Below are 15,533 nucleotides of genomic sequence, written 5' to 3' on the forward strand. Positions count from 1 at the left end.
TAAAAGAGATCATATGAAAAAGCTCATCGTCCTTTTTACAACAGTAAGTTTATTTTTTGCTTGGAATGCAAATGCCCAGAGTGTGAGCAGTGCAGCTGCTGGAAACTTCATCGATCTCGGTAAAGAAATTCCAAGGTCGACATATTTTAAAATCAGCAGGAAATCGCCAAGAGAAGACTGGAAGGAATTATCAACATTGCATTTTGAACAAGATTCGGCCCTTTTTCTGGCCGATTTGAATACTGCAGCCCGCCATTACGAAGTTTTCAGTATGCCTGATAAAAGATTATTTCCTCGAATTTGGGATATGATTTCTAGAGCCGTCACTTTAGATTCTGTTGCATTTTATGGCTATACACCGGCATACCGGGAAGCTTTAAAAACGGCATATTATGATGATTCTGCCCTGCCGAATATCAAATACGAATATAAAATTACCAACATTACCGTCAGCGGACAACGAACCCTTAGCGAAAAAATAATTTCAGGTAGTTTTCCAGCGGTTAGAAAACCAGACTTTTTTTTAAGTACAATGCATATCGAACCATTTAACGATAAAATGGTGCTGAAATACTTTTCTCAAAACACAAATATGCCTGCTGGGATAAAAGTTTTTCGCAGCACTTATATGCAAACAAAATTTCAACCAGTTGGTAGCTTAACCGGATCAGTTCGCCAAGGTGATACTCTGGTGTTCCTTAGTGTTGATACACTACTAGAGAAAGGGAAAACCTATCAGTATTTTGCTGTACCATTTGATGAACTTGGAAATGAAGGGTTAACCTCTGACACGGTAAGAGTTGCAAACATTGCTCACAATAATGCCCCAAGTTTTAACAAAATTAACACGGTAAGTTTAGAAAAAGAAAATGCGATAAAATTGAGTTGGCAATTGGATGGAACACCAAATATGAATGCGATTTACATTTATCGAGCGGACAGTTACGATAGTGCAGACTATAAATTGATCGGATCTGCTTCACCACAAGACACCATTTTCTTTGATAAAAAAATACATCCGGTAAAAAATTATTTTTACATGTTAGTGCCCGTTACACAATATGGAAATGGTTATCCAAGCGCCCGCATAAAGGGAATGCTAAAAGCCAATAAAAAAGCGCTTGCTCCAGCAACAATAGATGCTGTTCAAAATAATGGTAAAATTCACCTTAGCTGGACAAGGCCCGAGTTTTATACAAGAGGTTATTATGTGTACAGAGGCAGTGAATTAGATACTTTAACCCAAATAACAGACTTAATTTTAAGTGATAGTTTGACTGTTACTTTTGATGATGTTTTGCCTAACGGATATAAAGGAAAAACTTTAACGTATGGCGTAAAAGCTGTAAATACCTCGTATGATATCAGCCCCTTATCCGCGATTATTAATGTTGTTTCCCCAAGCGTTATTTCTGTAGCAACACCTATAAATGTTATGGCAAAACGGTTGGGCAACAACGTGTTAATTTATTGGAACAATAAAGTTGATGAAAACATTTTAGGATTCAATCTTTGGCGCAAAATTGTCGGAGAAGAAAAATTCGCAAAAATGAGTACAGACCCTTTAATCTCAGCAACCAATAGTTTTATAGACAGTACAGCTAATGCTAGCACAAGCTATGAATATGCATTACAAGCCATTGGAAATAACTATGCTAGCGATTTAAAGGTAAATGCAACCATCAATGCGCTAAAGTTCAAAGTTTTACCTGTTTATAATCTTAACTCAAATGAAATAGACGGTAAAATTTCCATTTCGTGGGATAAAACAATGCAAGAGGGTATAACGGGTTATAGAGTGTATAGAATTGATAACAAAAATAAAATTTTATTAGGCGATGTAGGTAAGGATACTACAAGATTTGAAGATGCTAAACCCAACAAAGATGCCTTGAATACTTATGCTATTACTGTGGTTCAAAATGAAATAGAAAGTGCCCTAAGCGATTATATTAGTTTGAGGATTAAATAAATGCTTACTTTGAAAGTGGTACGTAATCCATCGGGACCATATCTGCCACTTTCTCGTAAGCCCAAAATCCCTCATATAAAAGCGCTCTGGAATCATGAATACCACCATTCTCGTAAAATCGTACACCTGGGCCTGTTAAGTTTGCAACTGATATTTCATTTTCTGGAACATCTAATGGTCTGAAAATCCAAAAACCGGTATTGGAATAAGCCAGCGATTCTTTTTCTTTTGTATACTGAATAATTAGGGCATCGGTATAACTAAGGTATTTCATGTTTTCATTAAAATCATGCACTAAAGTATCGGGCAAAACATCGCCTCTTGAAAACTTATCAATGGTTCGGGGCATTGCCTGTTGCTTGGTCCAGAAGTTAAGCAAGGCAGTATCAATTTTGCCAGCAGTTTTTCTTATGCCTGTTTTTCCTGGAAGGGTTTTTATCTTCTCAAGTGTACTATTAATCACGTATTCTGGATACCGATTTGGGTTGGGAATTTTAATCATTTTGTTAATGATAAACCCTTCTTCCTTACTTTTTCCAGCATACAGCGATCTGAAAAAATGTTGAGAGGAACCATAATACGCGGTTTCACGAGCAGCAATATATTTTTTCTTTTTTGCTGCCGAAGCTTTTAGCTCTTCGAAAAATGGGTGGCCAGAATAATAAATGATGTGCGTTCTGGAGTTATACTCAAAATGATCAAGCATATACTTTAGTCGATAGCCGAGCGCCTTGTTTTCAACTATAAGAAACTCAGTTGTGGTTACTGTTAAAGTACTTTTAGTAATGTCAAAATCTACATTAAGTACCTGGGGGTTTAGTATTTTGCACTGAAGCGCATTTGGCGATTTGCCAATAAAAAACTCTTTAAACTGGTTGATATATTTTTGACGATTTGGATCTGCCCGAACAACCACTTCGTCTAATTGTGCTACATTTTCTTTTAAAACCAGATCAACAACCACTGATTTATCCGAAATAATAACGCTTTTGGAGTAGGGGAGATAACCCACAATCTGAACAAGCAGATCATAACTGCCGGGCTTCAAGTTTGGGAGTTTAAATTTCCCGTCATTATCTGCTACAGTTGCAATTTTATAACCACTTAGATAAATACTTGCCCCAGGCAATCCATCTTTATTATCTCTAACAATTCCGCTAATGGTAAATGTATTTTGAGCAATGGCACAGGTACCAATAAAAATGAAAAATAACGATGCCAACAGGCTTTTAATCATGAGAGCGAATGTAACCAAAAGCCGTAATATTACGAATTCAGAAAATTATTTTAAAATTTTAACATTAGTTTAGCGCTTATTCATTGGGATATAATCCATCGGAACACTATCAGCAATTTTTTCCCAAGCCCAATAACCAGAATATAACATCGATCGAGGATTGTAAACTCCTCCATTCTCATAAAAATAAACAGGAGCCACCTGTAAATCGATTGTCGAAATCTGATAGTTTGGCATGTCTAAAGGTCTGGAAATAGATTGTCCAAGGCGATCTGTAAAAAGTGGGCTTTCGGTATCTTTTGTATAAATTACATAAAGCTTATCGGTGAAATTGACGGCCTTAATGTTCGCATTAAAGGTTTTAACGAGTGTGTCTTGCAAAATCGGAGCCCGATTTAAAATGGAAATTCCTTTACTTAATTTTTTTTTGTTCATCCAATAGTTCAAAGAATCATCCTTACTACCACCAATGACAATTTTGCCCGTTATGCTCATTTGCATTTTAGTTAAACGTTTCAAATTGGCATTGATTAAACTATCCGAAGGTCTGTCTGGGTTAACTTTTGTGATTATTTTGTTGATGATGAATCCTTCCTCCGTTGCTTTATTTTGATAAAGAGATTTAAAGAAGTGCTGCGGTGAACCCAAATAAGCAGCTAAACGTTTCTTTGTCCAAATCTTTTGTTTTCTTTCCGAACCTTTCAAATCTTCATAATATGGAAAGCCCTCATAGTAGATCACCCTTGTTTTACTATCCCATTCAAACTGTTTAATTAAATACTTAATGTTATAGCCTAAAGCCTTGTTTTCTATAATCAAAAATTCATTGGTTTTTACGCTAAGCCGATTTAACTCCTTATCGTAATCAATAAGCAACACATTCGGATTCATTATTTTACAATCAGCAGCGTTTTCTGTTGTGCCGATAAAAAAATCACGAAACATGCCTATATAGTAAGTTCGGTTTGGATCTGGTTTAATCGTTACCTCTGATAATTGGGTAATGCTTTCTTCTAAAAAGACATCCAACTTTATAGGCTTATCCGATATAATTACATTTTTACTTACGGCTTTATAACCAATTAACTGAAATAAAATATCATAATTACCCGGTTTAAGTGGTAACTGATATTCCCCATTATTATCAGCAACCGTAGCGATCTTGTAGCCGCTCACAAAAATTCCGGTACCAGGTAAGGCTTCACCACGTTTATCTTTTATGGAGCCAGATAATGTAAATTGTTGGGCAGAGCAGAAATGAATGGTGAAAAATAGGAGGAATAAAAGTGAAGCTGATCTCATAAATATAAATATCAACTAAGTTAATAGTTAATTTGGATTAATGCGAATTTTGCAATGCAGCCACTGAAATTTTATGTGCTCTTTTTCCGAATTAATCTTCACTTGGCAACCTCCGAGGAGATGAATCTATCCCAAAAGTTCCTTTGCATTCTCAATTGCCGATGCGCCTGGGGTTTTACCACTTAACATTTCCGCTATAACCGCTACTCTTTCTTCCTGTTTTAGTTTACGAATGCCAGTGGTGGTTTTTCCTCCAGCTTCATTTTTATGCACAAAATAGTGAGATTTACCTTTGGCCGCAATTTGCGGTAGGTGAGTAATAGAAATTACCTGCATATTTCCTCCAAGGGCTGATATTACTTCGCCCACCTTTAGTGCCGTTTCTCCGGAAATTCCCGTATCAATTTCATCAAAAATTATGGTCGGTAATGAAGTATGTTGAGCAAGCAAAGCTTTAATGGCCAGCATCAACCTTGATAATTCTCCTCCAGATGCTACTTTATTTACCGGAGCAGGGGCTTGACCAGCATTTGCAGAAAATAGTAAGGAGATTTCGTCGAGGCCATCTTTGCCTAATTCTATTTGTTGTTGTTGCTTTAAAACCAATTTGGCATTCGGCATACCCACTTTTTTCAAAGTATTGCTCGTTTGATCTTCAACTGTTCTAATTGCCTTTTTTCTGTTTGAACTCAGCTGATTTGCCTGCTTCGTAAGATCAATTTTAAGCTGCTCAATTTCCTTTTGAAGTTTTTCAATGTTTTCATCAGAACTTAACAACTGATTTAAATTATTTTCTAATTGGCTTTGAATAGCCAATAACTCATTATTGTTAGTTACGCGATGTTTTTGCTGCAAAGAATAAAATGAATCTAGTCGTTGATTGATGATTTCTAAACGATCAGCGCTGTGTACAGTGTTTTCTTCCAAGCTCGAAACTTCATCTGCAATGTCTTTAATTTCGATTATTGATGATTTTAAACGCTCGAAAAGTATATTGATAGCGGGATCGAACTTTTCTATACTTTGTAGCTGCAGCTGGGCTTCCTTTAATATCTGCATTGCCGAAGGTTCACTTTCATTTAGTAAAGCACTGGAATTGAGTAAAGCCCTTTTTATCGTTTCGGCATGGGTAAGTTTCTCCAGCTCTAGTTCTAAATCTTCTTGCTCGCCTTCTTTTAAGTTAGCTTGCTCTAACTCGTTAAACAAAAACTGTTCGTAATCTTGTTTGCTTCGGGCCTCGTCAGCATCACTAATTAATTTTTTTAAACGGCTGCTATCTTGCTTTAATTTTTTAAAATGATTTCGGTATTCAAATAATAAAGCTTTATGATTAGCCAACGAATCTACAATGAGCAATTGAAAATCGGCATCATTAATTTCTTGGGTAGCATGTTGTGAATGAATATCGATTAACTTTTCGCCAATTTGCTTCAAAATGGACAGGTTAACTGGTGTATCATTTATAAACGACCTTGTTTTTCCATCAATCGAAATCTCTCTCCTTAAAATGGTCTCATTAGAAAAGTCTAAGTCGTTTTCTTCAAAAATTTCTCTCAAGAGTTCATCAGCCAATGCAAAAACACCTTCAATAACGCATTTTTTATCTTGGTTAAAAAAGTATTTGCTCTCTGCCCGCTGACCCAGTATCAATGACAGCGCACCTAGAATGATCGATTTACCAGCACCTGTTTCACCAGTGATAATATTTAAACCTTTATCAAATTCGATATCCAAACTATCGATTAATGCGTAATTACGAATAGAAAGTTTTTGTAGCATACTGAGTACGAAATTAAAAAAAGTTATTTTAACAAATGCCTAAAAACAAAAACGGCGAAGAATAATCTTCGCCGTTTAATATTTGCATGTTTGGTTTAGTTCTCTTTTCTTTCCTTACGCTCTGCCTTTTCCATTTTTTCTTTAAGCTCTTTTACTTCATTGTCGAATTTTTGCTTCAATTTTTGATACTCTCTTGTTTGTTTAACCTTATTAGTATTATTACTTGAGTTTTGATTCATATAAATCGATGTTCCATCCATTCCAAATGCAATATTGTCATTCATATTGATAAATAATGAGTCTGAATTAATTCTTGCTAGCTCAGCTAATTTAGTACGATCAATCCCTTTTAAGCTTTTAATCCGAGCATGATCGAGTTGTGCCCTAAACTCAGGATTGTTCATTTTAGCAATCATATCGTCACTTAGCTTTCTCCATTTAGCTTGTGCCTCTGGAGAGTTATATTCTTTTGCGATATCTTCACCGAATTTCTTCCATTTTGCCTGTGCCTCCGGCGAGTTGTACTGTTTGGCTACATCTTCACCAAATTTTTTCCATTTCGCTTGCGCCTCTGGCGAATTGAATTTTTTATAAAGTTTAGCTTGAAACAATGAATCTTTAAATCCAAATCCGGAATCAATGTTCATCCTAAAAACCCTATTTCCTGAGAAAACTTCATCCTTATAAAAATCTCTCCTTAAACTGTCCGGCATTTCTTTTACGGAGTTATATTCCGTTTTTTTACCATTGGCATCTATCGTTACTATCTTAATCTTGCGCTTCTTAGTCGTATCAAGGCAAACAATAGTTTTTAAATTTTTCCGATCATGAGAAGTAGCAATCATTTGTTGCCTAACCATGGTTTTATTTACCTTTTTCGTTGTTGCAGGATTAATCCATGCGATAGAAAATAAGCATGCCACCCCTAAAGTTAGCGCAGCCATCTGCTGTTTGACATTTAAATAATTCGTTTTCATATTCGTGATTCTTTTTATACGTTGATATAAATTTTGTGTCTTTCCGGTTGCTGCTAAAGCATAAGCCGGACTGCTTTTATCTTTTAAAAGTTCTAACTTAAGTAATGCATGAGCATAATTTAGAGGCTTCCCAGTCAGCTTCAATACCAGATCATCGCAAGCATGTTCGCGTTCGATATGGATAAATCTCCCCGCCATCCACACAAAGGGATTGTAGAACAACAACGTTTCGATTCCAGTTTTAATTAGGTTAAGTAAGTAATCATTTCTTCTGATATGGGATAATTCATGGATAAGAATAGCCTCAACCTGATCATTATCCAACTGATTTACCAGTGCCACCGGAAATAAAACTACCGGCTTTAAATAGCCAATTACTAACGGAACATTCACAATTGACGACAGCTGGAATTTGACCGCTTTATTAATTTGAAGTTTCAGGGTAACTTCGTCAAATATTATTTTCCAACTTACAGGGATAGCGCTTAAGCTATCTTTCTTAAATTTAGCAAGCTGGTGATAACCTTTGCTAATTACAAAAAGTTGTAAAAAGATTCCGATAATGTAGAAAGCCGCAACCATAGGGAAGTACTGCTCTGCCTTGCTACTAAAGCTGAGAGGGAGGTTATTGAAATATTGGTGAAGCTGTACTGCTTCAACATTACTGATGATTGCTTCTTTCGGAGTATTAAATGTGATCTTGCTCAAAAAATTGTACACAAAGCCGGTGAACATTAATACGATAGACCCGAAAGCCAAATTGTGTTTATATCTTGCAGCCATTTTTGGCACACTTAGTAGGATGATAAACAAAACTCCGTAAATAAGGGCGCTTTGCCAGAGCGAATTTAAAATGCTCCAGCCAAATGCTTTGATAAATTGTTGTAATAAAGTTTCCATAATGGTGGTTTTATTTCTTATTGATTTTTTGCTGATAAATTTTAGGGATCTAAACCCTAAACCGTCCCCTTCAACTTTGCCTTACTTAAGGCCATCTAAATATTTTTTAATTTCATCAAGCTCATCGGCGCTAGCGCTGTGGTTACCTAAAGCCTGCATGACTAACCGAGCTGCCGAACCATTAAATACATTATCAATCATCTTGCTCACCATTTGTTTCTCAGTTTTATCTTTGCTCACAATAGCTTTGTAGATGTGCGTCTTTTGGTTGGTATCCCTTTCTACCAGGCCTTTCTCATGCATAATTTGCATTAATTTCAAAGTGGTGGTATAACCAGAATCTTTTTTATTCAAAGCCTCATATACCTCTCTTACTGTAGCCAAGCCTTTTTGCCAAAGTACTTGTAAAATTTCCATTTCGCCTTCTGTGGGTTTGATGTTGCTATGCGTCATATGTTACCGTTCTACGAATTATTTCGTAATCGAATGTACGAAGATATTCGTATATTCAAAATATTTTAATATTTTTTTTTAGAATAGGGGAATAACCGGAAAGCTAGAAGCCTCTCCTGGAGATAAGACGCAGGCAAGTTTAAAGTGTTGCATCTTTAGTTAAAATTCGATCAAGAACACAATGCTGATGTGCACCAAAGCTTGTACAAATATTACTCAACTAAAGATTTGAGAAGATGAAAAAAGTATTAATTTTTTTTCAAGCCTTCGTATTTACCAATATTTGCTGGATCTATTTCAGCAAGCATGTTATAAGCCTTCATACGTTCTTGGGTATTCAACTTTGATAATACATTGGTCACTTCTTCAGCTTTAGAAGCAAAATAAACGTTTGGAAAGATGGATCCCAACTTCTGTTTATCCATTTGCTGTAAAGCTGGTAGTGCAGAGACAATCTGTGTTAAGCCTTTATCGTTATCTGTAAGTTGATCTAAACCATTTAAGTGATAGGTATAAATAAAGGCTCTCAATTCGCTGAAAACTGGATTCAATACGTTTTCATTAAACCAAAAACGATTACGCAACCCATCTGCCGCCTTCCATCCGGTATTACCTGATGCTTGAGCAAGATTGATAATATTCTGTGCTTTTTTGAAGTAGTTATTGCCTCCCATTCTTGCAAAGCTGTCTTTATCTAAACCGATAATAGTATAGGCATAATAGGAGAGAAGTGCACTAATGTTAGAGATATAATTCTGATCGGAAAAATCAATCGTAGAGCCATCATTGTAACTGAAATCAAAATTTTTGTCACTCATGTTCAATAAAGTACTGTTATACGAGCTGTTGAAAACCGGTCTGCTACTTTGAATTTGTGCCTCGGCTATGTATCCAGAACCACCGTCCCAAGAGTTAATTGTAATTACGAAGCTACAATCAATTCGTTCTTGTGGTTTATAACTTTCGCTACTAAATTTATTATTGTTTAAAAAATCACGAATTGTTCTTTGCAACGCTTCCAGGGTGGGCTTACTCATATTTGAAACCTGAGGAGCCAAAACTGTTACTCTCGCATTTAGTTCTTGTGCTTGCACTTTCCCCAAACCCATCAATAGCAATATCCAAACAATTTTTTTTATCATCTTGAAATCTTTAAAATAGCAGCACAAATGTCTTTAGCTACATCTGTTTTCGACTTCATTTCGTAAACAGATCGCTCTAATGCTTTGTTAAAAATAGTAATTTTATTCGTATCCGATTTAAATCCTGCACCTTTATCATTTAAGGAATTTAGAACCACTAAATCTAGATTTTTCTTTTCCAACTTACCTTTAGCATAGTTTTCTTCATCATTGGTTTCCAATGCAAATCCAACTAAAATCTGACTGTCTTTTTTGTTCTTTCCTAAAGTCGCCAAAATATCAACGGTCTTTTCCAGTTCTAAAGTCAATTCAGATTCTTGCTTTTTAATTTTTTGGGTAGCAACCACTTTTGGACGATAATCTGCAACAGCTGCACACATCACTATAATATCCATAGCTGGAGAAATTGACATACAGGCGTTCAGCATTTCTTCTGCACTTACTACATCCAGCCTTTTTAAATCTGTTGATGATATTTGTGCGGTTGGTCCGGCAACTAGTGTTACTTCGGCGCCGAGGTTCGTCAATTCATCAGCCAAAGCAAAACCCATCTTTCCCGACGAATGGTTCCCGATAAATCTAACAGGGTCAATAGCTTCATAAGTTGGGCCGGCGGTAACCATTACTTTTTTACCATGTAAAGGCTGCAAGGCTTTAATCGATTCATCAAGAAAAGAAATAATCTCCTCCGGTTCCGCCATTCTTCCCTCACCGTGAAGTCCACTGGCTAATTCGCCACTACTAGGAGAAATAACCGTATTGCCAAAGCTATAAATTTTTGAAATGTTGGTTTGTGTACTTTCATGTTTCCACATATCTAAATCCATTGCAGGTGCAACATAAACATCACATTTTGCAGAAAGATATACGGCAGTTAGCAAATTATCACAAATACCTGAAGCAAGTTTAGCCAGCGTATTCGCACTAATCGGTGCAATAATAATTAAATCGGCCCATAAACCAAGTTCAACATGGTTGCTCCAAACACCGGTTTCCTCTTCGAAGTATCGGGTATAAACAGGATTTTTAGAAAGCGTAGCAAGGGTAAGTGGCGTAATGAAATTTGCGCCATCGGGGGTCAGGATAACCTTAACGTTTGCACCAGCTTTAATCAGTAATCGAACCAGAATAGCCGACTTATAAGCTGCAATGCTGCCGCAAACGCCAAGGATAATATTTTTATTTTTTAGCATGAACTGTTTGGCATAAAGCTAGACTTAGAGCACTAAACATGCTTAAGAAAGCGCTATGCCCCTTGCTCTTCGCTAATTATTTTTGTTCTTTAGCAGGATTTCTGTGATAAATTTTCTCGTTTAAAAATTCATCAATTGCAACCAAAACAGGCTTTGGCATACGCTCATAGTGCTTGCTGATTTCAATTTGCTCACGGTTTTCAAAAATCTCTTCTAAGTTATCGTTGCTCGATGCAAATTCTGCCAATTTACCGTGAAGCTCTTCTTTCACGTTGTTAGAAATCTGATTTGCTCTTTTGGCAATTACAACTAAAGATTCATATAAGTTATCTGTAGTTTTATCTAAATCGTGAACGTTTCTAGTCACTGTAGTGTTCGGTACAGCAGGTTTGTTAGTATTCATGTATTGATTAATTTTTAATATTCGTGTTATCGGCAGTAGTTGGTTTTAAAGAAACGGTATCTTTTAATCTACCAGTCCTAATCAACATCTGCTTATATTTTTCTTGGTCAGCCGCATATAAAGCCAGCTCTTGTTTGGTAGTAGCAATGCCATCCTCAACATCTTGTTTAAGTTGCTTAGCTTCTTTAGTAAACTTGCTTTCAGGATGGTTTTCTGTAAATTCTGTATATAGTTCTATGGCTTCATTATAACGATCTTCCTGGCGAATAATGTAGCTGTTTTTTGCGTACAGATACTGAGCTTTTATCATGAGATAATCCATCTCTTCTGCATATTTGATATCTGGATAATCTCGTTGTGCATTTTTTAAAGCAATAACAGCAGCTCTGTAATTATCAACATTACTTGGACCAGTAGTCAGGTACATTTTGGCATTCTCAAAAGCCTTATCTTCCAACTTGCCTCGCAATGTCGCAATGTATTTACCTGCAGCAGCGGCACGATCACTCGTTGGGTATAAGTTGATAAATAATTGCAATGCATCAATAGCCTTATAAGTGTTTTCTTGATCTAACGAAAAAGCAGGTGATTCCAGGTAATAGCAATAAGCGCCCATATAGCGAGCCTCTTCAGCATTTTTACTAGCCGGATAAGTATCTGCAAAGCTTTTAAACTGATATCTGGCCGTTGTATAATCGCTTAATCTATATAAAGTGTAAGCATAATAATAGTTTAAATCTTCAGCTTCTGCACGCCCACGATATTTCTGCGAAAGATCTTCAAAAAGTACCAATGCTTTACTGTAATCTCTCTTATTATACAAACGAAGTGCCTCTTGATATTTTTTCGCAACGTCGTTACTCGCCCTCAATTTCTCAAAACGACTTTTACAACCCGCAATACCCAATGCGGCAACAAATACTAAAATAATTAAGTGTTTAACTTTAAACATTCTGCAAAGATAATTAATAATACGATAACATCAATAAAAACAATTCGCCGCTAAGCTATGCAATACAACCCACTACATATATATAGTTAACAATTTTTAACATACACATTAGTTCTACTCCTATAATATATATGCTATACATATTTATTTTTGAAAGCACTGTTCCCAATTACTAGAATTTTAATCTTGTTCCGCGTTTAAATTGATTTCTTTAAAAATTAGGTGCGTCCCTGTTGCAGGCATCAAATATGGATTTTTCTACTTTGATCGGCTTACGTGGCGCAGCTTTTGGGAGAAACAAACCCTATCCTATCCAATAAACCTAAAACAATTACACCGAAACCCTTACTATTCCGGCTTAGTAGCTAAGCTACCAATATACCGTCCAATCTATATGTCCTATATTTCTATCTGGTTCATAAAACAAAAAGCTCATGGCCGAAGGCCAAAATCACGGCGGCCGCTGAAGCCAAAACGACCTCTGCGCTTTAAAACCTATATTTTCTATATCTCTATATGGTTCAAAAACCCAAGAAAGCTCACATTTTGCATCATCAGTCCATCCTATGTTTTCCTGCTCCCGATAGCTCGACCAGGGTCCTTTGGGTGTGATTTTCCGAAGCGTACACCCGATCGCCCTATTTGTTTTGCTGTTATCGAATAATTTTCCGCTTGAAAAACAGGCTTTTACAATAAAGATCAAAAAAAAGGGAGTGGAGTATTTGGTGGGAGCGGAATTTTTTCTACTTTTGCATCCCGCTTCGGAGGAAACGGTTGCAGTGAAAAGATGGATCTGGGGAATGTGAGAGGGGAGAAAGGCCAATAATTTATTTCAAAATAAATTTGCGGAAAAGAAAAAGATCGCTACCTTTGCAGCCCGGTTCGGAAGGAACGGGAAGCCGCCTGAAAAAGCGGAAAATTGAAAAGCAGAAAGAAAACGGGGAACGAAAAAATAAAAATTATTTTATTTGGAAGTCCGAAAAAGTTTTCTACCTTTGCACTCCCAACCGAAAGGAAAGGGAAAAAGTCGAGCGGCGGATGTCGCGGAAGACCAGAAACAAAAAGATTGAAACGAGCGGAAACAGGGAAGAGACGATCAAGACTCATGCCCAACTGAAGCGAGCAGATATATAAAGACAAGCCGTGAGGCGATTGTCGATAAGTTCTTAAAAGAGATGTCAATGATGCGTAGTGGGGTAATGAAGTACGAATTCAAGTACAGAGTTCCTTATTACATTTTAAAGTCAATGTCCAACGGACAAAACAAAAGAAGACTATTTTTAACGATAGTTAAAACTGGTCAGAATCTTACAACACATTTTACAATGGAGAGTTTGATCCTGGCTCAGGATGAACGCTAGCGGCAGGCCTAATACATGCAAGTCGAGGGGTAGAAGAGGCTTGCTTCTTTGAGACCGGCGCACGGGTGCGTAACGCGTATGCAACCTACCTTCATCTGGGGGATAGCCCGGAGAAATCCGGATTAATACCGCATAAAATCACAGGATGGCATTATCCAATGATCAAACATTTATGGGATGGAGATGGGCATGCGTGTCATTAGCTAGTTGGCGGGGTAACGGCCCACCAAGGCGACGATGACTAGGGGATCTGAGAGGATGGCCCCCCACACTGGTACTGAGACACGGACCAGACTCCTACGGGAGGCAGCAGTAAGGAATATTGGTCAATGGAGGCAACTCTGAACCAGCCATGCCGCGTGCAGGAAGACTGCCCTATGGGTTGTAAACTGCTTTTATTCGGGAATAAACCTATTTACGTGTAAATAGCTGAATGTACCGAAGGAATAAGGATCGGCTAACTCCGTGCCAGCAGCCGCGGTAATACGGAGGATCCAAGCGTTATCCGGATTTATTGGGTTTAAAGGGTGCGTAGGCGGCCTGTTAAGTCAGGGGTGAAAGACGGTAGCTCAACTATCGCAGTGCCCTTGATACTGATGGGCTTGAATGGACTAGAGGTAGGCGGAATGAGACAAGTAGCGGTGAAATGCATAGATATGTCTCAGAACACCGATTGCGAAGGCAGCTTACTATGGTCTTATTGACGCTGAGGCACGAAAGCGTGGGGATCAAACAGGATTAGATACCCTGGTAGTCCACGCCCTAAACGATGAACACTCGCTGTTGGCGATACACAGTCAGCGGCTAAGCGAAAGCGTTAAGTGTTCCACCTGGGGAGTACGCTCGCAAGAGTGAAACTCAAAGGAATTGACGGGGGCCCGCACAAGCGGAGGAGCATGTGGTTTAATTCGATGATACGCGAGGAACCTTACCCGGGCTTGAAAGTTAGTGAATGATCCAGAGATGGATCAGTGAGCAATCACACGAAACTAGGTGCTGCATGGCTGTCGTCAGCTCGTGCCGTGAGGTGTTGGGTTAAGTCCCGCAACGAGCGCAACCCCTATGTTTAGTTGCCAGCACGTTATGGTGGGGACTCTAAACAGACTGCCTGTGCAAACAGAGAGGAAGGAGGGGACGACGTCAAGTCATCATGGCCCTTACGTCCGGGGCTACACACGTGCTACAATGGATGGTACAGAGGGCAGCTACATAGCAATATGATGCGAATCTCACAAAGCCATTCACAGTTCGGATTGGGGTCTGCAACTCGACCCCATGAAGTTGGATTCGCTAGTAATCGCGTATCAGCAATGACGCGGTGAATACGTTCCCGGGCCTTGTACACACCGCCCGTCAAGCCATGGAAGTTGGGGGTACCTAAAGTATGTAACCGAAAGGAGCGTCCTAGGGTAAAACCGATAACTGGGGCTAAGTCGTAACAAGGTAGCCGTACCGGAAGGTGCGGCTGGAATACCTCCTTTCTGGAGTGGAGTTGACTACTCACTGCGCAACATGATATTTCAAAACAAGAGAAACAAAAAAGAAAACACCCAGAAGAAATGACGGTTGTCTGGTAACCAAAAGACATCGGAACGAAAGCTAGGTAAAGCAAATGGAGCGGTAGCGGTAATATACTAACCGCAAAGAATGCCACACCGAAAAGCACAGTCCCGTAGCTCAGCCTGGTTAGAGCACTACACTGATAATGTAGGGGTCTCCAGTTCAAATCTGGACGGGACTACTTTAATAATCCTGGGGGATTAGCTCAGCTGGCTAGAGCGCCTGCCTTGCACGCAGGAGGTCAACGGTTCGACTCCGTTATTCTCCACAGTAAGAAAACACATCACCGGGATCGGTGGTCA

At 38.2% G+C, this 15,533-nt stretch carries 10 protein-coding genes, 2 tRNA genes and 1 rRNA gene; 4 read left to right on the forward strand and 9 right to left on the reverse strand.

The window, feature by feature from the left end:
* Positions 1-13: 13 nt before the first annotated feature.
* Complete coding sequence (locus ACZZZC_RS07620) at positions 14-1,972, forward strand: fibronectin type III domain-containing protein (protein WP_463486882.1); 1,959 nt, start codon at positions 14-16, stop codon at positions 1,970-1,972.
* Positions 1,973-1,976: 4 nt separating this feature from the next.
* On the opposite strand, the gene ACZZZC_RS07625 is transcribed toward ACZZZC_RS07620, so the two are convergent.
* The 9 genes from ACZZZC_RS07625 to ACZZZC_RS07665 form a co-directional block, all read right to left on the reverse strand.
* Complete coding sequence (locus ACZZZC_RS07625) at positions 1,977-3,209, reverse strand: carboxypeptidase-like regulatory domain-containing protein (RefSeq protein WP_463485532.1); 1,233 nt, start codon at positions 3,207-3,209, stop codon at positions 1,977-1,979.
* A gap of 69 nt (positions 3,210-3,278) precedes the next feature.
* A complete protein-coding gene (locus tag ACZZZC_RS07630) occupies positions 3,279-4,511 on the reverse strand; it encodes a carboxypeptidase-like regulatory domain-containing protein (protein WP_463485533.1) in 1,233 nt (410 codons plus the stop codon).
* Between the two features lie 126 nt (positions 4,512-4,637).
* A complete protein-coding gene (gene recN, locus ACZZZC_RS07635; RefSeq protein ID WP_463485534.1) occupies positions 4,638-6,290 on the reverse strand; it encodes a DNA repair protein RecN in 1,653 nt (550 codons plus the stop codon).
* Positions 6,291-6,385: 95 nt separating this feature from the next.
* The gene (locus tag ACZZZC_RS07640) at positions 6,386-8,167 is read right to left on the reverse strand and encodes a M56 family metallopeptidase (RefSeq protein ID WP_463485535.1); all 1,782 of its coding nucleotides are present in this window, start codon (positions 8,165-8,167) and stop codon (positions 6,386-6,388) included.
* 81 nt (positions 8,168-8,248) lie between these two features.
* The gene (locus ACZZZC_RS07645; RefSeq protein WP_463485536.1) at positions 8,249-8,620 is read right to left on the reverse strand and encodes a BlaI/MecI/CopY family transcriptional regulator; all 372 of its coding nucleotides are present in this window, start codon (positions 8,618-8,620) and stop codon (positions 8,249-8,251) included.
* 248 nt (positions 8,621-8,868) lie between these two features.
* Positions 8,869-9,762 carry a type IX secretion system protein PorD gene (gene porD, locus ACZZZC_RS07650; RefSeq protein ID WP_463485537.1) on the reverse strand — a complete coding sequence of 298 codons (894 nt, stop codon included), beginning with the start codon at positions 9,760-9,762 and terminating at the stop codon, positions 8,869-8,871.
* Positions 9,759-10,955, reverse strand: a complete 1,197-nt coding sequence (coaBC, locus tag ACZZZC_RS07655) for a bifunctional phosphopantothenoylcysteine decarboxylase/phosphopantothenate--cysteine ligase CoaBC (protein WP_463486883.1) — start codon at positions 10,953-10,955, stop codon at positions 9,759-9,761. Before coaBC ends, porD begins: the two co-directional genes overlap by 4 nt.
* Positions 10,956-11,031: 76 nt before the next feature.
* Positions 11,032-11,358, reverse strand: a complete 327-nt coding sequence (locus ACZZZC_RS07660) for a DNA-directed RNA polymerase subunit omega (RefSeq protein ID WP_025145617.1) — start codon at positions 11,356-11,358, stop codon at positions 11,032-11,034.
* 7 nt (positions 11,359-11,365) lie between these two features.
* A complete protein-coding gene (locus ACZZZC_RS07665; protein ID WP_056849431.1) occupies positions 11,366-12,310 on the reverse strand; it encodes an outer membrane protein assembly factor BamD in 945 nt (314 codons plus the stop codon).
* A gap of 1,322 nt (positions 12,311-13,632) precedes the next feature.
* Between ACZZZC_RS07665 and ACZZZC_RS07670 the strand changes: the two genes are divergently transcribed.
* The 3 genes from ACZZZC_RS07670 to ACZZZC_RS07680 all read left to right on the forward strand — a co-directional run bounded on the left by ACZZZC_RS07670 (position 13,633) and on the right by ACZZZC_RS07680 (position 15,499).
* Positions 13,633-15,152, forward strand: a 16S ribosomal RNA gene (locus ACZZZC_RS07670).
* 185 nt (positions 15,153-15,337) lie between these two features.
* Positions 15,338-15,412, forward strand: a tRNA-Ile gene (locus ACZZZC_RS07675).
* A gap of 13 nt (positions 15,413-15,425) precedes the next feature.
* A tRNA-Ala gene (locus tag ACZZZC_RS07680) sits at positions 15,426-15,499 on the forward strand.
* Positions 15,500-15,533: the final 34 nt, after the last annotated feature.

The organism is Pedobacter sp. AC212 (assembly GCF_979258625.1).

What these genes read in the sequence shown, in the direction of transcription:
- ACZZZC_RS07660 (WP_025145617.1), bottom strand. Translation starts at nt 11,358, where the DNA reads ATGAATACTAACAAACCTGCTGTACCGAACACTACAGTGACTAGAAAC.
- coaBC (WP_463486883.1), bottom strand. Translation starts at nt 10,955, where the DNA reads ATGCTAAAAAATAAAAATATTATCCTTGGCGTTTGCGGCAGCATTGCA.
- ACZZZC_RS07630 (WP_463485533.1), bottom strand. Translation starts at nt 4,511, where the DNA reads ATGAGATCAGCTTCACTTTTATTCCTCCTATTTTTCACCATTCATTTC.
- ACZZZC_RS07665 (WP_056849431.1), bottom strand. Translation starts at nt 12,310, where the DNA reads ATGTTTAAAGTTAAACACTTAATTATTTTAGTATTTGTTGCCGCATTG.
- ACZZZC_RS07645 (WP_463485536.1), bottom strand. Translation starts at nt 8,620, where the DNA reads ATGACGCATAGCAACATCAAACCCACAGAAGGCGAAATGGAAATTTTA.
- recN (WP_463485534.1), bottom strand. Translation starts at nt 6,290, where the DNA reads ATGCTACAAAAACTTTCTATTCGTAATTACGCATTAATCGATAGTTTG.
- ACZZZC_RS07620 (WP_463486882.1), top strand. Translation starts at nt 14, where the DNA reads ATGAAAAAGCTCATCGTCCTTTTTACAACAGTAAGTTTATTTTTTGCT.
- ACZZZC_RS07625 (WP_463485532.1), bottom strand. Translation starts at nt 3,209, where the DNA reads ATGATTAAAAGCCTGTTGGCATCGTTATTTTTCATTTTTATTGGTACC.
- porD (WP_463485537.1), bottom strand. Translation starts at nt 9,762, where the DNA reads ATGATAAAAAAAATTGTTTGGATATTGCTATTGATGGGTTTGGGGAAA.
- ACZZZC_RS07640 (WP_463485535.1), bottom strand. Translation starts at nt 8,167, where the DNA reads ATGGAAACTTTATTACAACAATTTATCAAAGCATTTGGCTGGAGCATT.